This window comes from Klebsiella sp. P1954, from assembly GCF_018199955.1.
Lineage (GTDB): Bacteria > Pseudomonadota > Gammaproteobacteria > Enterobacterales > Enterobacteriaceae > Klebsiella > Klebsiella pneumoniae.
In genome coordinates, this window is record NZ_CP073373.1 from 403,103 (window position 1) to 424,642 (window position 21,540).

21 protein-coding genes and 1 pseudogene are annotated in these 21,540 nt (G+C 60.5%); 10 read left to right on the forward strand and 12 right to left on the reverse strand.

What is annotated here, in order from left to right:
- The first annotated feature begins 176 nt into the window (after nt 1–176).
- Nucleotides 177–1,376: a sugar transporter gene (locus KB890_RS02040; RefSeq protein ID WP_002904407.1), complete on the forward strand. Its 1,200-nt coding sequence runs from the start codon at nt 177–179 to the stop codon at nt 1,374–1,376.
- Nucleotides 1,377–1,444: 68 nt separating this feature from the next.
- Here KB890_RS02040 and KB890_RS02045 read toward each other — a convergent pair whose 3' ends face one another.
- Complete coding sequence (locus tag KB890_RS02045; protein WP_002904403.1) at nt 1,445–2,113, reverse strand: MarC family NAAT transporter; 669 nt, start codon at nt 2,111–2,113, stop codon at nt 1,445–1,447.
- Between the two features lie 43 nt (nt 2,114–2,156).
- On the reverse strand, nt 2,157–2,285 hold the full coding sequence (locus KB890_RS02050) for a hypothetical protein (protein ID WP_004217987.1): 129 nt from the start codon (nt 2,283–2,285) through the stop codon (nt 2,157–2,159).
- Between the two features lie 89 nt (nt 2,286–2,374).
- Here KB890_RS02050 and marR point away from each other — a divergent pair, with 89 nt between their 5' ends.
- From marR to marB, 3 genes are read left to right on the forward strand one after another with little or no spacing between them, the layout of a single operon-like run.
- On the forward strand, nt 2,375–2,809 hold the full coding sequence (gene marR, locus KB890_RS02055) for a multiple antibiotic resistance transcriptional regulator MarR (protein ID WP_004143563.1): 435 nt from the start codon (nt 2,375–2,377) through the stop codon (nt 2,807–2,809).
- Nucleotides 2,810–2,829: 20 nt separating this feature from the next.
- On the forward strand, nt 2,830–3,204 hold the full coding sequence (gene marA / locus KB890_RS02060) for an MDR efflux pump AcrAB transcriptional activator MarA (protein ID WP_002904397.1): 375 nt from the start codon (nt 2,830–2,832) through the stop codon (nt 3,202–3,204).
- A gap of 40 nt (nt 3,205–3,244) precedes the next feature.
- On the forward strand, nt 3,245–3,463 hold the full coding sequence (gene marB / locus KB890_RS02065) for a multiple antibiotic resistance protein MarB (protein ID WP_002904394.1): 219 nt from the start codon (nt 3,245–3,247) through the stop codon (nt 3,461–3,463).
- A gap of 47 nt (nt 3,464–3,510) precedes the next feature.
- Here marB and eamA read toward each other — a convergent pair whose 3' ends face one another.
- Nucleotides 3,511–4,410: an O-acetylserine/cysteine exporter gene (gene eamA, locus KB890_RS02070; protein ID WP_004179762.1), complete on the reverse strand. Its 900-nt coding sequence runs from the start codon at nt 4,408–4,410 to the stop codon at nt 3,511–3,513.
- Between the two features lie 195 nt (nt 4,411–4,605).
- Here eamA and ydeE point away from each other — a divergent pair, with 195 nt between their 5' ends.
- Nucleotides 4,606–5,802, forward strand: coding sequence for an efflux MFS transporter YdeE (gene ydeE / locus KB890_RS02075; protein WP_002904391.1), 1,197 nt, complete (start codon nt 4,606–4,608; stop codon nt 5,800–5,802).
- Between the two features lie 129 nt (nt 5,803–5,931).
- Complete coding sequence (locus KB890_RS02080) at nt 5,932–6,414, forward strand: helix-turn-helix domain-containing protein (protein WP_002904389.1); 483 nt, start codon at nt 5,932–5,934, stop codon at nt 6,412–6,414.
- 35 nt (nt 6,415–6,449) lie between these two features.
- On the opposite strand, the gene urtE is transcribed toward KB890_RS02080, so the two are convergent.
- The 7 genes from urtE to KB890_RS02115 form a co-directional block, all read right to left on the reverse strand.
- Nucleotides 6,450–7,148, reverse strand: coding sequence for an urea ABC transporter ATP-binding subunit UrtE (urtE, locus tag KB890_RS02085; protein WP_004179759.1), 699 nt, complete (start codon nt 7,146–7,148; stop codon nt 6,450–6,452).
- Between the two features lie 9 nt (nt 7,149–7,157).
- Nucleotides 7,158–7,955, reverse strand: coding sequence for an urea ABC transporter ATP-binding protein UrtD (urtD, locus tag KB890_RS02090; protein ID WP_002904321.1), 798 nt, complete (start codon nt 7,953–7,955; stop codon nt 7,158–7,160).
- The gene (gene urtC, locus KB890_RS02095) at nt 7,955–9,028 is read right to left on the reverse strand and encodes an urea ABC transporter permease subunit UrtC (RefSeq protein WP_004148341.1); all 1,074 of its coding nucleotides are present in this window, start codon (nt 9,026–9,028) and stop codon (nt 7,955–7,957) included. Before urtC ends, urtD begins: the two co-directional genes overlap by 1 nt.
- Nucleotides 9,028–10,602 carry an urea ABC transporter permease subunit UrtB gene (gene urtB, locus KB890_RS02100; RefSeq protein ID WP_004179758.1) on the reverse strand — a complete coding sequence of 525 codons (1,575 nt, stop codon included), beginning with the start codon at nt 10,600–10,602 and terminating at the stop codon, nt 9,028–9,030. The genes urtC and urtB overlap by 1 nt, the downstream gene beginning before the upstream one ends.
- Nucleotides 10,603–10,663: 61 nt before the next feature.
- Entirely contained in the window at nt 10,664–11,935 is a 1,272-nt protein-coding gene (gene urtA, locus KB890_RS02105) for an urea ABC transporter substrate-binding protein (protein WP_004196000.1), read from the reverse strand.
- A gap of 171 nt (nt 11,936–12,106) precedes the next feature.
- Nucleotides 12,107–13,210: a cobalamin-independent methionine synthase II family protein gene (locus tag KB890_RS02110; RefSeq protein ID WP_002904248.1), complete on the reverse strand. Its 1,104-nt coding sequence runs from the start codon at nt 13,208–13,210 to the stop codon at nt 12,107–12,109.
- Nucleotides 13,211–13,358: 148 nt separating this feature from the next.
- Complete coding sequence (locus tag KB890_RS02115; protein WP_002904247.1) at nt 13,359–13,757, reverse strand: rhodanese-like domain-containing protein; 399 nt, start codon at nt 13,755–13,757, stop codon at nt 13,359–13,361.
- Nucleotides 13,758–13,824: 67 nt separating this feature from the next.
- Here KB890_RS02115 and ftrA point away from each other — a divergent pair, with 67 nt between their 5' ends.
- A complete protein-coding gene (gene ftrA / locus KB890_RS02120; RefSeq protein ID WP_004176251.1) occupies nt 13,825–14,922 on the forward strand; it encodes a transcriptional regulator FtrA in 1,098 nt (365 codons plus the stop codon).
- Nucleotides 14,891–15,106, forward strand: coding sequence for a DUF4177 domain-containing protein (locus KB890_RS02125; RefSeq protein ID WP_004205985.1), 216 nt, complete (start codon nt 14,891–14,893; stop codon nt 15,104–15,106). The genes ftrA and KB890_RS02125 overlap by 32 nt, the downstream gene beginning before the upstream one ends.
- Before the next feature lie 52 nt (nt 15,107–15,158).
- On the opposite strand, the gene KB890_RS02130 is transcribed toward KB890_RS02125, so the two are convergent.
- Both KB890_RS02130 and KB890_RS02135 read right to left on the reverse strand, forming a co-directional pair.
- Complete coding sequence (locus KB890_RS02130; protein WP_004176252.1) at nt 15,159–15,599, reverse strand: GNAT family N-acetyltransferase; 441 nt, start codon at nt 15,597–15,599, stop codon at nt 15,159–15,161.
- Nucleotides 15,600–15,853: 254 nt separating this feature from the next.
- Nucleotides 15,854–16,914, reverse strand: a pseudogene (locus tag KB890_RS02135) (LacI family DNA-binding transcriptional regulator).
- Between the two features lie 196 nt (nt 16,915–17,110).
- Here KB890_RS02135 and KB890_RS02140 point away from each other — a divergent pair.
- Complete coding sequence (locus tag KB890_RS02140) at nt 17,111–20,218, forward strand: beta-galactosidase (protein ID WP_004179756.1); 3,108 nt, start codon at nt 17,111–17,113, stop codon at nt 20,216–20,218.
- A 54-nt stretch (nt 20,219–20,272) separates the two neighbouring features.
- The gene (locus tag KB890_RS02145; RefSeq protein ID WP_004176258.1) at nt 20,273–21,538 is read left to right on the forward strand and encodes an MFS transporter; all 1,266 of its coding nucleotides are present in this window, start codon (nt 20,273–20,275) and stop codon (nt 21,536–21,538) included.
- Nucleotides 21,539–21,540: the final 2 nt, after the last annotated feature.

Consider the following 21,540-nt stretch of genomic DNA (forward strand, 5'->3'; position numbering starts at 1 on the left):
CCTTCAACATGACATAAAAGCGCCCCCTTGACACTATCCATAGCAAAATTAATCGCTTAACCGCGGCCAGCCCCTTGCGATGAAATGAGACGCAGATCACAAAATGATTGTCTTTTCGCCAACAATCGTTTTAAGATCAGCGTCACATCTTTCCCTGAATCACCAGTCCAGAGCTTATGACTACGAATACGGTCTCACGCAAGGTAGCGTGGCTACGTGTCGTGACGTTGGCCATCGCCGCGTTTATTTTTAACACCACAGAGTTTGCCCCGGTCGGTCTGTTGTCGGATATTGCCGACAGCTTCGGCATGGAAACCGCCCAGGTGGGCATGATGCTGACCATCTACGCATGGGTGGTGGCGTTAATGTCGCTGCCGTTTATGCTGCTGACCAGCAAAGTGGAGCGCCGGCGCCTGCTTATCGGCCTGTTTATTCTGTTTATCGCCAGCCACGTCCTGTCGTTTTTTGCCTGGAATTTTGACGTGCTGGTGATCAGCCGCATTGGTATCGCCTTTGCGCATGCAGTGTTCTGGTCGATAACATCGGCACTGGCCATCCGCATGGCCCCGCCGGGCAAACGGGCGCAGGCGCTGAGCCTGATCGCCACCGGTACCGCGCTGGCGATGGTGTTTGGTATTCCGATCGGGCGCATTATCGGCCAGTACTTTGGCTGGCGGATGACCTTCCTGGCGATCGGCCTCGGCGCGTTAGCCACCCTGGCCTGCCTCGTAAAACTGCTGCCGACCCTGCCGAGCGAACATTCTGGCTCGCTGAAAAGCCTGCCGGTGCTGTTCCGCCGCCCGGCGCTGGTCAGCGTGTACATTCTGACCGTGGTGGTGGTGACCGCTCATTATACCGCCTACAGCTATATCGAGCCCTTTGTCCAGACGGTAGCGGGCCTGAGCGGCAACTTTGCCACCGTACTGCTGCTGATCCTTGGCGGGGCCGGTATTATCGGCAGCATTCTGTTCGGTAAACTCGGTAACCAGCACGCGTCGGGGCTGATAAGCCTGGCGATTGCCCTGCTGCTCGCCTGCCTGCTGCTGCTGCTGCCGGCCTCGCATAACCCGCAGCACCTGATGCTGCTCAGCATCTTCTGGGGGGTGGCGATCATGATTATCGGTCTCGGCATGCAGGTGAAAGTGCTGGCCTCCGCTCCGGATGCCACCGACGTCGCCATGTCTCTGTTCTCGGGCATCTTTAATATCGGCATAGGCGCCGGGGCGCTGGTCGGCAGCCAGGTGAGTCTGCATCTTTCCATGGCCTCCGTCGGCTACGTCGGCGCCATTCCGGCGCTGGTCGCGCTGGTCTGGTCGCTGATGATATTCCGTCGCTGGCCGGTATCGCTGGAAGACCATCAGCCGCACCACTCCTGAATCCGTCGCACAAAAAAGCCCGCCGGTATCGCGCCGGCGGGCTTTTTTTCTCTGCGCATCGCGGGCGGTCAGGGATGCCAGGTCGAAATGATCTCCAGCACGCCGTTAATAATAAACTGCACGCCCATGCAGACCAGCAGAAAGCCCATCAGTCGCGAGATGGCCTCGATGCCGCCTTTGCCAACCAGACGCATAATCGCGCCGGAACTGCGCAGACAAGCCCACAGAATCACCCCTAACAGCAAAAAGATGATCGGCGGCGCCGCCAGCACCACCCACTCCGGGAAGTCCACGCCGTGCTTAACGGTCGAGGCGGAGCTAATAATCATCGCGATGGTGCCCGGACCGGCGGTGCTTGGCATCGCCAGCGGCACAAAGGCGATATTGGCGGTCGGTTCATCCTGCAGTTCTTCCGATTTGATCTTCGCTTCCATCGAATCGTGGGCTTTTTGCTGGGGAAACAGCATGCGGAAACCGATAAAGGCCACAATCAATCCGCCGGCGATACGCAGCCCAGGTATTGATATGCCGAATGTATTCATCACCACCTGACCGGCATACCACGACACCATCAGGATGGCGAAGACATACACCGATGCCATTAACGCCTGTTTATTACGCTCGGCGTTGTTCATATTACCGGCCAGGCCAAGGAACAGCGCCACGGTTGTGAGTGGATTCGCCAGCGGTAAAAGCACCGCCAGGCCGAGCCCTATTGCTTTAAACAAATCGAACATAGTTAATTAAAGTCCCGTTAATATTCATTTTTTAAGAATGGTTTCATTCCGTGAGTATATCGGCTTCAACAAATTTGACGCCAGCCTGCTGATAAATCACTTCTGCAAAAAAATAACAAGCGTTAGAAAAATCATAAAGAGTGACCCACATCGTACTTTTCCATTTTAGCAAATCGTGGCATCGGCCAATTCATAATGTTGACTTATGATTGCCTGGGCAATAGTATCACCTGCAACTAATTACTTGCCTGGGCAACCATTATGAAAAGTACCAGCGACCTGTTTAATGAAATGATCCCGCTGGGTCGCTTGATCCAGATGGTTAACCAGAAAAAAGATCGCCTGCTCAATGACTACCTCTCACCTATGGATATTACCGCGACCCAGTTTCGCGTGCTCTGCTCCATTCGTTGCGAAGTATGTATTACCCCCGTTGAGCTGAAAACCGTGCTTTCCGTCGACCCGGGCGCGATGACGCGCATGCTCGACCGCCTGGCGTGCAAAGGCTGGATTGAACGGTTACCCAACCCCGCTGACAAGCGCGGCGTGCTGGTGCAGTTGACGCCGGACGGCGCAGCCCTTTGCGAGCAGTGTCATCAGGTTGTGGGTCAGAAGTTACACCAGGAGTTAACGAAAAATCTGTCGGCGGACGAAGTCGCCATGCTTGAGCAACTGCTCAAGAAGGTCCTGCCGTAAAAATAAGAAGAGGTAAGATGATGTCCAGACGTAATAATGACGCCATCACTATCCATAGTATTTTGTCGTGGATCGAGGATAACCTGGAATCGCCCCTGTCGCTGGAAAAAGTGTCTGAGCGCTCCGGTTACTCAAAGTGGCACCTGCAACGTATGTTTAAGAAAGAGACCGGCCATTCCCTCGGCCAGTACATCCGCAGCCGCAAGCTGACGGAGATTGCGCAGAAGCTCAAGCAGAGCAATGAGCCAATTCTGTACCTGGCGGAACGCTATGGTTTCGAGTCGCAGCAGACCCTGACGCGAACGTTCAAGAACTATTTCGATGTTCCGCCCCACAAGTATCGCATAACGAATGTACCTGGCGAATCCCGCTATCTACATCCGCTAAATAACTGATGTTAATCGCCTGCACTATAAAAGACGTATTGAGGAAATCATGAAACTATTCGCTGCCGCAGCTATCGTACTCTTGTCGCTGGCCTCCAGCCTCAGCTATGCGGAGCAAAACACCACGCCGGTGCGTCAAAACCAGCGTGATACAATGATTATCCCTTCCGAACATAATGATTCGCCGTTTGATTTCAATCATATGGCGGCTGGTAATGATAAATCTGACGAACTTGGCGTGCCGTACTACCAGCAGCACGACCTGTGATGCCATTACACGCATAATTGTGTATAGCCCCGTCTCCGGGGCTTTTTTTATCCGCGCGCCATGCCAGGCCGCACCAAACGTAAGCCAAAGACATTAATGTAGAGTCCGGCCATAATCAGCACCGCCCCGGTGAGCTGCAGTCCGCTCAGCGTCTCCCCGAGCAGCAGCGCAGCGCTGGCCATTCCCACCACCGGCACCAGCAGCGACAGCGGCGCCACCCGCCAGGTTTCATACCGCCCCAGCAGCGATCCCCAGATGCCATAGCCGACGATAGTGGCGATAAATGCCAGATAGAGCAGCGACAGTATCGTCAGCAGATCGATGTGTTGCAGGCTCGCCAGCATGGTCTGCGGGCCATCAATCAGCCATGAGGCCAGCATAAACGGCAGCACCGGGATCAACGCGCTCCACACGACCAGCGACATAATGGGCGGCCGGCTCGCCTGGGACATGATTTTCTTGTTGAAGATATTACCGCAGGCCCAGCTGAGCGCCGCCGCCAGGGTCAGCATAAAGCCCACCAGCGGCACATGCTCCCCGCCAAGGCTGCCCTCCACCAGCACCAGCACGCCAAAGATCGCCAGGGCGATCCCCGCCAGCTGCTTGCCCTGCAGACGTTCGCCAAAGACGAAGGCGCCGAGAATGATGGTGAAGAAGGCTTGCGCCTGCAGCACCAGCGATGCCAGCCCGGCCGGCATACCCAGGCCGATAGCGCAGAACAGAAAGGCGAACTGACCGAAACTTATGGTCAGGCCATAGCCCAGCAGCAGGCGCAGCGGAATAGCTGGCCGGGCGACAAACAGCAGCGCCGGGAAGGCGACCAGCATAAAGCGCAGCCCCGCCAGCATCAGCGGCGGCATATTGTGCAACCCCAGCTTAATCACCACAAAGTTAAGCCCCCACACCACCACTACCAGCAGCGCCAGTAGTCCATCTTTCCTCGTCATACCCCTGCCTCTGTCGTTATTGGAATTTTTGTGAACAAAATCAAAGTAGCGAAAAAGCGGCCGCCGGGATAGATCATTATTTTTGGCAGGCCCGGAAGTGCGCCCGTCGACCGCGATGACCTGTACAAGGCGTAATGGCCGTGTTATTTGTGATCGAAGACATAAAATTATAACAACATGACAGGCAAGGAAATCATGATCACCACTCTCCGGCGCTCCACCATCGCGCTGCTGGCATCGTCGTTACTGTTGACTATCGGCCGCGGGGCCACACTGCCGTTTATGACCATCTATCTCACCCGACGCTTTCAGCTGGAAGTGGATGTGATTGGCTATGCCCTGTCGCTGGCGCTGGTGGTTGGGGTGTTGTTCAGCATGGGTTTTGGCATCCTCGCTGACAGGTTCGATAAAAAGCGCTATATGGTGTGGTCAGTGCTGGTGTTTATTCTCGGCTTCAGCGCAATACCGCTGGTCAATAACGCCCCCCTGGTGGTGATCTTCTTTGCGCTGATCAACTGCGCCTACTCGGTCTTTTCCACCGTCCTGAAAGCCTGGTTCGCCGACCGGCTGACAGCAGAGAAAAAAGCGCGCATCTTCTCGCTGAACTACACCATCCTCAACATCGGCTGGACCGTTGGGCCGCCCATCGGCACCCTGCTGGTAATGCACAGTATCAATTTGCCGTTCTGGCTGGCGGCCGCCTGCGCCGCCTTTCCGCTGGTGTTTATTCAGCTGTTTCTTCAGCGGGATGGCGCCGCCGCGGCCCAGCCGGGCGCAGCGCCCTGGTCGCCTTCGGTGTTGCTGCGCGACCGGGCGCTGCTGTGGTTTACCTGCTCCGGGCTGCTGGCCTCCTTCGTCGGTGGCGCCTTCGCCTCCTGTCTCTCGCAGTATGTGCTGGTGGTCGCCAGCAGCGATTTCGCCGAGAAAGTGGTGGCCGTGGTGCTGCCGGTCAACGCCGCGGTGGTGGTTGCTCTGCAGTACGCGGTTGGCCGGCGGCTGAGCGCGAGAAATATCCGCCCGCTAATGACCTTCGGCACCGTCTGCTTTGTGATCGGCCTTGTGGGCTTTATGTTCTCTGGCGCCAGCCTGTGGGCGTGGGGGATCTCGGCGGCGATCTTCACCCTCGGGGAAGTGATTTATGCCCCCGGGGAGTATATGCTGATTGACCATATTGCCCCGCCGGGGATGAAGGCCAGCTACTTCTCCGCCCAGTCGCTGGGGTGGCTGGGGGCGGCATTCAACCCGATGCTGACGGGGTTGATCCTCACCCATCTGCCGCACTGGTCGCTTTTTGTCATTCTTATCGTGGCGATTGTCGCCGCCTGGCTGATGATTTTCCGCGGGATCAATGCCCGCCCCTGGCAACCGGATTCTCCGCTGGCCAACGCCTGACGCCAGCTGGCATGCGGCTGTCAGGTTGCTGTCGGGCCGTTGTCGGGTCGCTGTCGTGGTGGCTGGCGGCCCGGTTCACCATACTCCATCACAGGTTTACATCCGCAGAACGTTATGGAGCATACGAATATGAACAGCAACAATCAGGTCAAACAATTACGGCTGCAGCGCGCCTGGTCCCAGGAGCAGTTGGCCGAAATGGCGGGTCTCAGCGTCCGCACGATCCAGCGCATTGAGAATGGCGAACGCCCGGGGCTGGAGACCCTCAGCGCCCTCGCCGCGGTCTTTGAGGTGACGGTGGCCGAGATCGGCGGCGAAGCCCGGCGGGAAGACGCGCCGGGCCAGGAAGCCTCACTGGATCTGCGCATAGAGGAAGCCAAAGCGCGGGTGCATCAGGAGAGCCGCTTTTTCCGTTCGCTGTCGGTGGCGCTGGTGGTTTGCGTGCTGCTGGCGGTGCTTAACCGCTTCACTAATCCACAGTACTACTGGTCCGGCTGGGTCGCCCTGATCTGGGGCGCCCTGCTGGTGGTGAGAGGATTACGCCTGTTCGTGTTCGGCGAATGGATCAAAAACTGGCGCCAGGCGCGCCTGCAGCGGCTGCTGCGCAAATAGGCCGCAAACCGGCGGCGCGACCGCCGCCGGCATGGTCAGATGGTCACCATGGCGCGCACGCCGTCGCTCTCCATATCACCACCCTTGCCTTGCTGGACGATGGCGCCGCGCGACATCACCAGGTAGTGGTCCGCCAGCCCGGCGGCAAAGTCATAGAACTGCTCCACCAGCAGGATCGCCATGTCTCCGCGGCTCGCCAGCTGGCGGATCACTTCGCCAATCTCTTTGATGACCGAGGGCTGGATCCCCTCGGTGGGTTCATCAAGGATCAGCAGCTGTGGGCGGCTGGCCAGCGCGCGGCCAATCGCCAGCTGCTGCTGCTGGCCGCCGGATAAGTCACCGCCTCGCCGCTGCTTCATGGTCCTGAGCACCGGGAAAAGCTGGTAGATCTCCTCCGGCACCTGCTGCGCTTCGCGGGCGGGAAAGCGCGACAGCCCCATCAGCAGGTTTTCTTCCACCGTCAGGCGCGGAAATATCTCGCGCCCCTGGGGGACGTAGGCGACCCCGGCCTGCACCCGCTGGTGCGGTTTGCGATGGGTGATGTTCTGATCCTGCCAGCGTACCTCACCGCTGCGCGCCGGGATCAGCCCCATCAGGCATTTCAGCAGCGTGGTCTTACCGACGCCATTGCGCCCCAGCAGGCAGGTGACTTCGCCCTGGCGGGCGGAAAACTCCACCCCGCGTAAAATATGACTGCCGCCGTAGTATTGATGTAGCTGACTCACCTGTAACATTGGCGCTCCTTAACGTCCCAGATAAACTTCAATGACCTGCTCATTGGCCTGAACCTCCCGCAGCGATCCCTCCGCCAGCACCTGGCCCTGATGCAGGACCGTCACCCGGTCGGCGATGGTCTCGACAAATCCCATGTCGTGCTCCACCACCATCAGGGAGTGCTGTCCGGCCAGCGTGCGAAACAGCTCCGCCGTATACTCCGTTTCCGCATCGGTCATGCCGGCCGCCGGCTCATCAAGCAGCAGCAGATGCGGCTCCTGCACCAGCAGCATGCCGATCTCAAGAAACTGTTTCTGACCATGGGACAGCAGACCGGCCTGGCGGTAGCGCTCGCCGTCAAGACGCAGCAGGCGCAGCACCTCATTCAGCCGATCGTCCTGTTCGCTGCTCAGCCGGGCGCGCAGGCTGGCCCACACCGATTTATCCCCCTTCATCGCCAGGGCGAGATTTTCCGCCACCGTCAGCGCTTCGAAGACCGTCGGCTTCTGAAACTTGCGCCCGATGCCCTGGCGGGCGATGGCCACCGGGTCAAGAGTGGTCAGATCCACCGACTGGTCATAGAGCGCTTTGCCGCTTTGCGGCCGGGTCTTGCCGGTGATCACGTCCATCAGGGTGGTCTTGCCCGCCCCGTTGGGGCCGATCACACAGCGCAGTTCGCCGACGCCTATCGCCAGCGACAGATCCGTCAGCGCCCGGAAACCGTCAAAGCTGACGTTGATGTTCTCCAGCTGCAGCACCGGATCGGTTTGTTCGCGAAAGCGATCGCCGGGCAGCTGGCGGGTAAACAGTCCTTCATCCGGTTGCATTAGCGGTCTCCTCGACGCAGCAGGCCCATCACCCCGCGGGGTAAAAACAGGGTCACAATGATGAAGATGAGGCCGAGAAACAGCTGCCAGTACTCTGGCATCGCCACGGTGAAAATGCTTTTCGCACCGTTGACCAATCCGGCGCCAAGCACCGGGCCGATCAGGGTGCCGCGCCCGCCGAGCGCCACCCAGATGGCGGCCTCGATGGAGTTGGTCGGCGACATTTCGCTGGGGTTGATGATCCCCACCTGCGGGACATATAACGCCCCCGCCAGACCGCAGAGCACCGCCGACAGCGTCCACACCAGCAGCTTGAAGCCGCGCGGGTCGTACCCGCAGAACATCAGCCGGTTTTCGGCGTCACGCACCGCGGTGAGGATCCGGCCAAACTTGCTCTGCGCCAGCGCCGCGCCCAGCCACAGGGTCAGCAACAGCAGCAAAACCGTGGCCATAAACAGGCTGGCGCGGGTGCCGGTGGCGGTGACCGGAAAACCCAGCAGCGTGGTAAAACCGGTGAAGCCGTTGTTGCCGCCAAATCCGGTCTCGTTGCGAAAGAACAGCAGCATACCGGCATAGGTCAGGGCCTGGGTCATGATCGAGAAATAGACCCCTTTGATCTTCGAGCGAAAGGCAAACCAGCCGAAAACCAGGGCCAGCAGACCGGGAACCAGCACCACCAGCGCCATCGCCCAGGCGAAATGCTGCGTGCCCCACCAGAACCAGGGCAGCTCGCTCCAGGAGAGAAAAGACATAAACGCCGGCAGACCGTCGCCCGCCGCCTGGCGCATCAGGTACATCCCCATGGCGTACCCGCCGAGGGCAAAGAAGATCCCGTGCCCCAGCGACAGCATGCCCGCGTAGCCCCAGACCAGATCCAGCGCCACCGCCACAATGGCGTAGCAGAGGATTTTGCCGCTCAGCGTCAGCAGCCAGCTCGGCACCGCCAGCGGATGGGAGGCCGGCAGCAGCGCCAGGAATGGCATACTCAGCAGCCCCAGCACCAGCAGGATCCCCAGCCAGCGCAGAGGCCGCGGCGCGCGCTGCGCCAGCGTTAAGGTGATTGGTTGACTCATTAGTCGATAACCCTCCCTTTCAGCGCGAACAGACCCTGCGGGCGTTTCTGAATAAACAGAATAATCATCACCAGGATCAGGATTTTGCCCAGCACAGCGCCCATTTGCGGTTCGAGAATTTTGTTGAAAATGCCCAGCCCAAAGGCCGCCGCCACGCTGCCGGCCAGCTGGCCGACGCCGCCCAGCACCACCACCAGAAACGAGTCGATGATGTATCCCTGACCTAGTTCAGGCCCGACGTTGCCAAGCTGCGACAGCGCCACGCCGCCCAGCCCGGCAATACCGGAGCCGAGGCCAAAGGCCAGCATATCCACCCGCCCGGTAGGCACGCCGCAGCAGGCGGCCATCGCCCGGTTCTGCGTCACGGCGCGGACGTTCATACCCAGACGGGTACGGTTCAGGATGAGCCAGGTAAAACACAGCACCAGCAGGACGAACGCCAGCACCGCCAGCCGGTTCCACGGCAGGATCAGGTTCGGCAGGACCTGCACGCCGCCGGAGAGCCAGGCCGGGTTTGCCACCTCCACGTTCTGCGCGCCAAACAGCATCCTCACCAGCTGGATAAGCATCAGGCTGATCCCCCAGGTGGCGAGCAGCGTTTCCAGCGGCCGACCATACAGATGACGAATAATGGTGCGCTCCAGCGCCATGCCGATCCCGGCGGTCACCAGAAACGCCACCGGCAGCGCGACCAGCGGATAAAAGGCCAGCCATTGCGGCGCGAGCTGCGCCAGCGCCTGCTGTACCAGCCAGCAGCTGTAGGCGCCGATCATTAACATCTCGCCGTGGGCCATGTTAATCACCCCCAGCAGGCCATAGGTGATCGCCAGCCCCAGCGCGGCCAGCAACAGCACCGATCCCAGCGACAGCCCCATAAAGGCCTGGCCCAGCAGATCGCCGAGCAGCAGACGATGTTTGATCTTTTGCAGGCTGTCGCTGGCCGCCTCGCGCACCGCCGCATCCGGCTCATGTTGGGCATCGGTAAAGGGGATCAGCAGCGCCTGGGTTTCCGGGTCCGCGGAATGGCCGAGCAGCGTCACGGCGGCCAGCCGCGCGCTGGCCTCAGGCTGAGTCAACTGCAGGCGCGCCAGCGCCACCTCCAGCAGACCCCGCACATTATCATCGGTTTCCGCCTGCAGCCGCTGTTGCAGCAGCGCGGCCATAGCCGGGGTCGCTTCCCGCTGTAGCGTTCGTGCGGCGGAAGCTCTCTCCGTGACGTTGTCACTTAAAATAAGGTGGCTGGCCAGCGCGCCGGCAGCCAGATTGCGCAGCCGGTTGGTCAGACGGACCGGCCGGGTTTCGCCCTGCGGCGCGGCGACAGCGCCCAATGGCTGTAATCCGCCCTGTCGGGTGCGGAAAGCATGTTTTCCGTCGTCCATCACCAGGCTCTCGGTGGTTAACGCCCGCAGCAGCGGCAGACGATCCGCCTGCGGCGCTGCCGCCCACTGGGTCAACAGCTGCGCCTGCTGGCTGCGACTGGCGGCAACGAAGTCGTCCGCCTCCGCGGCCTGCGCCCGCCATGGCAGCAGGATCAGCAGTAGCGCCAACACATTCATGAGACGCAATGCGTTCATGTCGTTCTCCTCTGGTCAGCGGCCGACGGGCGCGACGCTCCAGCCCCGTCGGCCGTGGCGCTTACTGGCTGACGGTTTTCACCGGATGGTCAGGTTTCTTATCGTTACCGGGGATCCACGGACTCCACGGCTGCGCGCGAACGGGTTTATCGGTCTGCCAGACCACGTTGAACTGGCCGTTGCCTTCAATTTCACCGATCATCACCGGCTTATGCAGATGATGGTTAGTGGCATCCATGGTCAGGGTAAAACCGGACGGCGCGTTGAAGGTCTGCCCGGCCATCGCCTCGCGCACTTTATCGAGATCGGTGGTGCCCGCTTTGGTCACCGCCTGCGCCCACATATGCAGACCCACCCAGGTCGCTTCCATCGGATCGTTGGTTACCACCGTATCGGCATTCGGCAGCTTGTGCGCTTTGGCATACGCGCGATAATCGGCGACAAAGGCTTTGTTGGTCGGATTATCGACGGACTCAAAGTAGTTCCATGCCGCGAGGTTGCCGACCAGCGGTTTGGTATCGATGCCGCGCAGCTCCTCTTCCCCCACCGAGAAGGCCACCACCGGTACATCGGTCGCTTTCAGACCCTGGTTAGCCAGCTCTTTGTAGAACGGTACGTTGGAATCGCCATTGATGGTGGAGACCACTGCCGTTTTGCCACCGGCGGCGAATTTTTTGATATTGGCGACGATGGTCTGGTAATCGCTGTAGCCGAACGGGGTGTAGACCTCCTCGATATCTTTGTCCTGGATCCCTTTGGCATGCAGGAAGGCGCGGAGGATCTTGTTGGTGGTGCGCGGATAGACGTAGTCCGTCCCCAGCAGAAAGAAACGTTTAGCGCCGCCGCCGTCCTCGCTCAGCAGGTATTCCACCGCCGGGATAGCCTGCTGGTTAGGCGCCGCGCCGGTATAGAAGACGTTGGGGGACATCTCTTCCCCTTCGTACTGCACCGGGTAGAACAGCAGGCCGTTCAGTTCCTCAAACACCGGCAGGACCGATTTACGCGAGACCGACGTCCAGCAGCCAAACACCACCGCCACTTTATCCTGGGCCAGCAGCTGGCGCGCCTTCTCGGCAAACAGCGGCCAGTTGGAGGCCGGGTCGACCACCACCGGCTCCAGTTTCTTGCCCAGCACCCCGCCTTTGGCGTTGATGTCGTCGATGGCCATCAGCGCGACGTCTTTCAGCGGCGTTTCGGAAATCGCCATCGTCCCGGAGAGCGAATGCATGATCCCGACTTTGATGGTGTCGGCGGCATAGGCCTGGAAGGAGAGACCCATAGCCATAACAGAGGCGGAGAGTGCAAAAGCTTTTAATAACGTTCTACGTTGCATGATTCACTCCTGAGTAGCGCAAAAAATAAAGAATTAACAGCTAACCAGAGGTGATAAGGCAAAAAAGGTGCCAGGTTGTGAAAACAGCAGGATGCGGCGCAGGTGGGCGATAGTGGCGAAGAGGATGGCAGCGTTGCCTCATCACGGTGCAACGCTGCGCTAAGAAAGCAATTACCAGACGTCGGCGGCGATGGAGGTCACCAGACGGACCTTTTGCCATTGCTGGTCTTCGCTGAGGGCATTCCCCTCTTCAGTGGAGGCGAAACCGCACTGCGGGCTGAGGCAGATCTGCTCGAGCGGCACGTACTGCGCGGCCTCGGCGAGACGCGCTTTTACCCCTTGCGGATTCTCCAGCTCGCCGTTTTTGGTGGTGATCAGCCCGAGGACCACCTGCTGGTGGCCGGGACGAATAAAGCGCAGCGGCGCGAAATCCCCGGAGCGGTCGTTGTCGTACTCCAGGAAGAAGGCATCGACATTAACGCCGCCAAACAGCACCTCGGCAACCGGCTCGTAACCGCCTTCCGAGATCCAGGTTGAACGGAAGTTACCCCGGCAGACGTGCAGGCCCACCGTCAGATCGGCCGGCTTACCCTCCAGCGCCTGGTTCAGCACCCGGGCATAAATACGCGCCAGCGCATCCGGATCCTCGCCGCGCTCACGTACCTGCTGGCGCTGGGCATCGGAGCACAGATAGGCCCACACGGTATCGTCCAGCTGCAGATAGCGGCAGCCGGCGTCATAAAACGCGCGGATGGCGTCGCGCCAGGTGGTGGCCAGATCGTCGAAGTAGTCGCTAAGATCCGGGTAGACCGTGGCATCGATATCTTTCCGCCCGCCGCGGAAGTGCAGCACGCTCGGGCTGGGAATGGTCATCTTCGGCTGCGCGTCGCCGCTGATGCTTTTCAGATAGCGGAAATCCTCCAGCATCGGGTGGTCGCCAAACGCCAGCTTGCCGGTGACGCGAACGCCGTGCGCTTTGGTCTGCACGCCGTTGAACTGGATCCCCTGCTCGGCATCGTAACGTTCAACGCCCTGCAGGCCATCGAAGAAATCGAAATGCCACCATGCGCGACGAAACTCACCGTCGGTGACCACGTGCAGGCCGCAGTCGCATTGCTGCTGAACCAGATGACGAATGGCGTTATTCTCAATCTCGCGTAGCTGAGCGGCGTCGATAATCCCCTCAGCCAGCTGCTGACGCGCCTGTTTAATGCTGTCCGGGCGCAAAAAACTGCCGACGATGTCTGCGCGGAACGGGGCCTGTTGACGTTGCATGCTGTCTCCTTAGCGGTGGGCGCGTTAGTTGCCCACCGTGATAGTTCATTATTTGAATTTTTAGACTTCTGGATGGCTATATGTCCAGATACTGGCATGCAGAGTGGTGGGTCGCAAACGAGAATATTTCATGGTACATGAAAAATTTTCATTTACCGGAAACAAATGCATAGCCCTCATCTTCCCAGCCGGTGAGTCCGCCGAGCATCATTTTCACCGGCCGCCCCAGCTCGGCCAGCTTCAGCGCGGCAACGTCAGCGCCGTTGCAGTGCGGCCCGGCGCAGTAGACCACAAAGAGGGTCTCCGCCGGCCAGGCGGCCATTCGCTCGGCGGTAATTTGGCTGTGCGGGAGATGCTGCGCGCCTGGCAGGTGACGTCTGGCGAAGGCTTCCTCGCTGCCGACCACGTGCAGCAGGACGAAGTCGACCTCGCCGGCACGCTGGGCGCTGTGCACATCGGCACAGTCGGTCTCAAGATGCAGCTTATGGCTGAACCAGCGGATAGCCTCAGCGGAGGTGGCAGGGGGAAATTGGGTTACTACACTCATGGCGTCTTCTCCTTGTCTGTGATAACACTACTTTACTGACGCCCATCACCCTGATCTGCCGACAACCATGACAGAAAACGCTAACATCCTGACAACCCCTTCTGTGACACCGTCACGTCATCAGGTGGTCGCCCTCGCCTACGATGGCCTGTGCACCTTTGAGTTTGGCGTAGCCGTGGAGATCTTCGGCCTGCCGCGCCCGGAAATGGGCGACAACTGGTACCAGTTCGCCGTCGCCGCCGTCGATGAAGGGCCGCTGTGCGCCACCGGCGGCATCCGCCTGATGACCGACGGCGGTCCTGAACTTCTCGCCCAGGCGGATACGATTGTGGTCCCCGGCTGGCGCGGCGTCGACGCCCCGGTCCCCGAGGCGCTGTGCGCCGCGCTGGCTTCCGCCCACGCCCGCGGATGTCGGATTATTTCTATCTGTTCCGGGGTGTTCGTTCTCGCCGCCGCCGGGCTGCTCAATGGCCGCCAGGCGACAACCCACTGGCGTTACACCGCGGCGCTGCAGTCCCGTTTTCCGCAGATCCAGGTGGTGGAGGACGTCCTTTACGTGGGCGATGCTTTGCTGATGACTTCCGCCGGCAGCGCGGCGGGGATCGACCTTTGTCTGCATCTGGTGCGTGAAGATTTCGGCAGCGAAGCCGCCAACGTCGTCGCCCGCCGCCTGGTCGTCTCTCCCCATCGCGACGGCGGTCAGGCGCAGCAGGTCCTGCGCCCGGTAGCCCGCAGCCGGGAGAGCCTGCGCCTCGGTCAGCTGTTTGACTATCTGCACCAGCATCTTGCCGCCAGCCATACCGTCGCTTCCCTCGCCCAGCGCGCCGGCATGGGGACGCGCACCTTTTTGCGCCGCTTTGAGGAGGCCACCGGTAAAACGCCCGCCCGCTGGCTGCTGGAGGAACGACTGCTGCGCGCCCGCCAGCACCTGACGGAGAGCACGATGGGCATCGATCAGATCGCTGAGCGCTGCGGGTTTGCCAGCGCCGGCACCCTGCGCCACCATTTTCGCCAGCACTTCGCGCTCAGCCCGCTGCAGTACCGTAAACAGTTTACGCCTTCTCCGATTGCAAAATCGTCGCAGCCACGGACAATAGACGGCCACAGTAAACCGGTCGCCAGGAGGGTCGATGATGAAGAAAGAGTGTCGGGTAGTGATCTATAAAGAGGGGCTGCTGGGCAGTCTGTTTTTTGGCGAAGCCAAGGCCGACCCTGACAAAATGAGCCAGTTTCTCAGCAGCTATACCCGTGAGGGATGGGAAGTGAAAACCATGTCGGTGGAGCGCCGCCGTACCGCCCTGTTCTGGTCGCGTGAAGCGTATCTTTTCGTGCTCGAACGCCCCCTCTGATAGCCTGCGCCTGGTTTACACGTTTAAGCCAGGCGTTTCTAAGCGTCAGCTTTCAGGGCTGACGGATATAGCCCTGCTCCTGCATTTTCTGCATGCCTTCCTCGCTGGCGCAGACCATGCCGGTAGTCAACATGGCAAATCCAAAACGCTGATAAAACGTAATTTTATCGGCCACCGCATAGATAAATATTTTGCCAAAGGGCAGGAGTTGCTCCCGGATGGCCAGCATCAGCTGTTGCCCGTAGCCCTGTCCCTGACGAGCGGGGACGATCGCCACATCCGCCAGATAGCTGCTCCAGGTACAGTCGCTGATGGCTCGCGCCACGGCAATCAGCTGACCGTTCTCATAGCCAAACCAGCAGAAGGTACTCTGGCGGAACGCCTGCTCCAGTTGCTGAACATCACGCTCATTCAGCCCGGCCTCGGCGATGATCGTTCGCACTCGCTGCCAGTCCACCCGCGCGATCGCCTCTTTACCCTCAATCACCATCATGACATTGTCTCCCGTCGTCTCCCGGAAGCAAGATCTAGCATGCCGCGGCAGGATATGCCAGATGGAAAGCCGGACTGAAGCAGTCGGTACAGGGTGGAAGGGGCAAAAAAAAACCGCCATATGACTGGCGGTAAATCAATGCTTGCATGGATAGATTGTGTTTTGCATTTTTCGCAGACAGATAAGCTTTACCTCTCTACGTTTGCTGCCGAAGTTAGCATGCTCAACTTCAATAAAGCCTCAACGACCAGCAGCTAAAGCTTCTCCACCAGCGCTTTCAGCTGCGCCAGGGTCTGCTGCCGGTCCTCCGCGGCGGCGACAGGCCAGGCCGACTGGCGCACGATGAGCCGGGTCGGCAGCAGCTCGCGGATCCGCAGCTGCGGGGCCGCCATCAGGGCAATCAGCCGCTCCACCGCCCTTTTGCCCAACAGATCGAAGTCCTGCGCCACCGTGGTGAGCGGCGGCTGGAAGTAAAGGCTGTCGGCGGTGTCATCGTAGCCGGTCACCGATACTGCCCGGCTGCCGCTGCGATTGAGCTGGGCCAGCGCACTGAGCACGCCGAGCGCCATCTGATCGTTTGCCACCACTATGGCGCTGATCCGCGGCTGCAGGTGGAGGAGCTCGAAAGTTTTCTGCCAGCCGCTGGCGGCGCTCCAGTCGCCAAACACCGTAGTAGAGCGGGCAATATTCAGACTGTGCAACGCCTCGCGCCAGCTGGCGAGACGCAGACGGGCGGAAACCGAACTTTCCGGTCCCGCCAGCAGACCAAATTCGCGATGCCCCAGCTCCCACAGGTGGCGCAGGCCCCGCAGCCGTCGCGGTGGTCGAAGCGCACGCAGCAGACATCGGCCTCCGGGGAGACATCGAGAAACAGGCAGGCCATATCCGGATTGTCTTGCACCAGCCGCTCGGCAGTGGCGCTCTCCAGCGGCAGACTGACGATCACCCCGCGAATATGCTGGGCGCGCAGCTCGTCCAGCCGGGCCTGCAGCGCGACAAAATCAGCCTGCGCCGGCATCGCTATCGCCACTTCCAGCTGATGCAGGCTGGCATGGCTCTTTATCGCGGCGGCGATCTGCGAGGGGGCGTGCAGCGTCAGCGAGGCGGTAATCAGCCCGATGGAGGGCGCCGCTTTGCCGGCAAGCAGCTGCGCCGAGCGGTTAGGCACATAGTGCAGCGCCTGCATCGCGCGGATCACCTGCTCGCGGGTGCGGGCTGACACCACCTCAGGACGGTTCAGCACCCGGGAGACCGTCTGCTGGGACACGCCCGCGGCGCGGGCGACATCCTCCAGGGTTGCGGTACGACGCGGCATCTTTTCTCCTCAGCAATAACAATGTCGTGCGCTAACATTTTATGTTTAACGCGCGACAAAAAACAGCGCTTCGCCCCCGCTTTCGTGATCGTCTGTTAATTTCGATTCCCCCGAGATTGCTGGACAAAACAAATTACCCGATAACGTTAACCATCCTGTTTAGCGAACGACAATTTCTGACTTACCGGGGTTTTATATGCAAATTAGCGATACCGGCCGCAGCCACACTCCTGACTTTCACGCCGTCCTCGCCCGTGAAGACTGGCAGAACCAGACCATTACCCACCTTAACCGCCTGCCAGCGCATCCCGTTTTCGCCAGCTGGCGCGATGAGCTTGCCGCCCGCGATAACCTACCTTCATCCCGCCGCCGTCAACTGGACGGCGAGTGGCAGTTCTCTTACGCCCGCAGCCCATTTGCCGTCGATGCACAGTGGTTGACGCAGGATCTTCCGGACTGCCGCGGCACGCCTGTGCCTTCCAACTGGCAGATGCAGGGCTATGACGCGCCGATCTACACCAACGTCCGCTATCCCATCGACACCACCCCACCGCGGGTGCCGGAGGATAACCCGACCGGCTGCTACTCCCTGCACTTTACGGTTGAGGACACATGGCGTGAGAACGGGCAAACGCAGATTATTTTCGATGGCGTCAACTCGGCATTTCATCTGTGGTGCAATGGCGTGTGGGTCGGCTATTCGCAGGACAGTCGCCTGCCGGCGGCGTTCGATCTCAGCCCCTTTCTGCGTCCGGGCGACAACCGCCTGTGCGTGATGGTCATGCGCTGGAGCGCCGGCAGCTGGCTGGAAGACCAGGATATGTGGCGGATGAGCGGTATTTTCCGCTCGGTATGGCTGCTGAATAAGCCGCAGCAACGGCTATGCGACGTGCAGTTGACGCCAGCCCTTGACGCCCTCTATCGCGACGGCACTCTGCAGGTCCAGGCGACCGTCGAAGCGACTGAGGCGGCGCTTGCCGGGCTCAGCGTCGGGGTTAGCCTGTGGCGCGGCGAGGAGCAGATCGCCGCCGGGCGGCAGCCGTTAGGTACCCCGACGGTGGATGAGCGCGGCCACTACGCGGAACGGGTCGATTTCTCCCTGGCGGTGGCGACGCCGGCGCACTGGAGCGCGGAAACCCCGAACTGTTATCGCGCCGTGGTCACCCTGTGGCGCGGCGACGAACTGCTGGAGGCCGAAGCGTGGGACATCGGTTTTCGCCGCATCGAGATTGCCGATGGCCTGCTGCGTCTCAACGGTAAACCGCTGCTGATCCGCGGCGTTAACCGCCATGAGCATCATCATTTGCGCGGGCAGGTGGTCACCGAGGCGGATATGGTGCAGGACATTCTGTTGATGAAGCAGAACAACTTTAACGCCGTGCGCTGCTCGCACTATCCCAACGCGCCGCGCTGGTATGAACTCTGCAACCGCTACGGTCTGTACGTGGTCGATGAAGCCAATATTGAAACCCACGGGATGGTGCCGATGAATCGGCTGTCCGACGATCCGGCGTGGCTGCCAGCCTTCAGCGCCCGCGTCACCCGGATGGTACAGAGCAACCGCAACCATCCGTGCATTATCATCTGGTCGCTGGGCAACGAGTCCGGCGGCGGCGGCAACCACGAAGCGCTGTACCACTGGCTGAAACGCAACGATCCGAGCCGTCCGGTGCAGTACGAGGGCGGCGGCGCGGATACCACCGCCACCGATATTATCTGTCCGATGTACGCCCGCGTCGAACGCGACCAGCCGATCCCGGCGGTCCCCAAATGGGGGATCAAAAAATGGATCAGCCTGCCCGGTGAGCAGAGGCCGCTGATCCTTTGCGAGTACGCCCACGCGATGGGCAACAGCCTCGGCAACTTCGCCGATTACTGGCAGGCCTTTCGCGAGTATCCGCGGCTGCAGGGCGGGTTTATCTGGGACTGGGCCGACCAGGCGATCCGCAAAACCTTTGCCGACGGCAGCGTCGGCTGGGCCTATGGCGGCGACTTTGGTGATAAGCCTAACGATCGCCAGTTCTGTATGAACGGTCTGGTGTTTCCCGATCGCACGCCGCATCCGTCGCTGGTGGAGGCGAAGCACGCCCAGCAGTATTTTCAGTTCACGCTGCTGTCGACCTCGCCGCTGCGGGTGCGCATCATCAGCGAATACCTGTTCCGCCCAACCGATAACGAAGTGCTGCGCTGGCAGGTGCAGGCGGCCGGTGAACCCCTGTATCACGGCGACCTGACCCTGGCGCTGCCCCCTGAGGGCAGCGACGAGATAACGCTGCTCGATAGCCTGATCCTGCCTGAAGGCGCCCGCGCGGTGTGGCTGACGCTGGAGGTGACCCAGCCCCAGGCGACCGCCTGGTCAGAAGCGGAGCACCGCGTCGCCTGGCAACAGTTTCCCCTGCCTGCCCCGCTGGCGCTGCCGGCGCCCACCGTGTCTGCCGGCGCTCCGGATCTTATCGTCAGCGATGAGGTCTGGCAGATCCGCGCCGGTTCGCAATGCTGGACCATCGATCGCCGGACGGGTCTGCTGAGCCGCTGGTCGGTTGGCGGTCAGGAGCAGCTGTTGACCCCCCTGCGTGACCAGTTTATTCGCGCGCCGCTCGACAACGACATCGGGGTCAGCGAAGTAGAGCGTATCGACCCCAACGCCTGGGTGGAGCGCTGGAAAAGCGCCGGCCTGTACGATCTTGAGGCGCACTGCGTCCAGTGCGATGCGCAGCGCCTGGCAAATGAAACCCTCGTCGACTGCCGCTGGCACTACCTGCGCGGCGAAGAGGTAGTGATTGTCAGCCACTGGCGCATGCACTTCACTGCTGACGGAACCCTGCGGTTGGCGGTGGACGGCGAACGGGCGGAAACCCTGCCGCCGCTGCCGCGGGTCGGGCTGCACTTCCAGGTGGCGGATCAGCAGGCGCCGGTGAGCTGGCTGGGTCTGGGGCCGCATGAGAACTACCCCGACCGGCGGAGCAGCGCCTGCTTCGCCCGCTGGGAGCAGCCGCTGGCGGCGATGACCACCCCCTATATCTTCCCGACGGAAAACGGCCTGCGCTGTGATACCCAGGCGCTGGACTGGGGGCGCTGGCACATCAGCGGTCATTTCCACTTCTCCGTTCAGCCATGGAGCACCCGTCAGCTGATGGAGACCGACCACTGGCACAAGATGCAGGCCGAAGACGGCGTGTGGATCACCCTCGACGGCCTGCATATGGGGGTGGGAGGCGATGACTCCTGGACCCCCAGCGTGCTGCCGCAGTGGCTCCTGAGCCAAACGCGCTGGCAGTACGAGGTCTCATTGCGTTGCTTTTAATCCGTGGGGGCGACAGCCCCCACCCCACAAACAGAATAACAAGGGATCATGGTGATGAAATTCTCAGAACTGGCGCCACGAGAACGGCATAATTTCGTCTATTTCCTGCTGTTCTTTTTCTTTTACTATTTCATTATGTCGGCCTACTTCCCGTTTTTTCCGGTGTGGCTGGCGGACGTTAACCATTTAACTAAAACGGAAACCGGGATCGTTTTCTCGTCTATCTCGTTATTCGCCATTATTTTTCAGCCGGTGTTCGGCCTGATGTCGGATAAGCTCGGCCTGCGCAAACATCTGCTGTGGACCATTACGGTACTGTTAATTCTGTTCGCGCCATTCTTTATTTTCGTTTTCTCCCCGCTGCTGCAGATGAATATTATCGCTGGTTCGCTGGTAGGCGGGATCTACCTGGGGATTGTTTTCTCCAGCGGCTCCGGGGCGGTGGAAGCTTATATCGAACGCGTCAGCCGGGCCAACCGCTTTGAATATGGCAAAGTGCGGGTCGCAGGCTGCGTCGGCTGGGCGCTATGCGCCTCGATAACCGGCGTGCTGTTCGGCATCGATCCCAATATCACCTTCTGGATCGCCTCCGGCTTTGCGCTGGTGCTCGGTCTGCTGCTCTGGCTGTCGCGGCCGGAAAGCAGCAACAGCGCCCAGGTTATCGAGGCGCTGGGCGCCAATCGCCAGGCCTTTTCGCTGCGTACGGCGGCAGAGCTGCTGCGTATGCCGCGCTTCTGGGGCTTTATCGTCTATGTGGTGGGTGTCGCCAGCGTCTACGACGTGTTTGACCAGCAGTTCGCCAACTTTTTCAAAAGCTTTTTCGCCAGTCCGCAGCGCGGTACCGAAGTGTTTGGCTTCGTCACCACCGGCGGCGAGTTGCTCAACGCGCTGATCATGTTCTGCGCGCCGGCCATCGTTAACCGCATCGGCGCCAAAAACGCCCTGCTGACCGCGGGGATGATCATGTCGGTGCGTATTCTCGGGTCGTCCTTCGCCTCATCGGCAGTCGAGGTGGTGATCCTCAAGATGCTGCATATGTTTGAGATCCCCTTCCTGCTGGTGGGAACTTTTAAATATATCTCTTCCGCCTTTAACCCGCGCCTCTCGGCCACCCTGTTCCTGATCGGTTTTAATCTGTCAAAACAGCTGTCCGGGGTGGTGCTTTCCGCCTGGGTGGGCCGGATGTACGACACCGTCGGCTTCCATCAGGCCTATCTGATCCTCGGCTGCATAACCCTGAGCTTCACCCTGCTCTCGTTCGTCACCCTACGCGGCGGCAACCGTCTGCTGCCGACCGCAGAGACGCAGAGCCCCGCCTGACT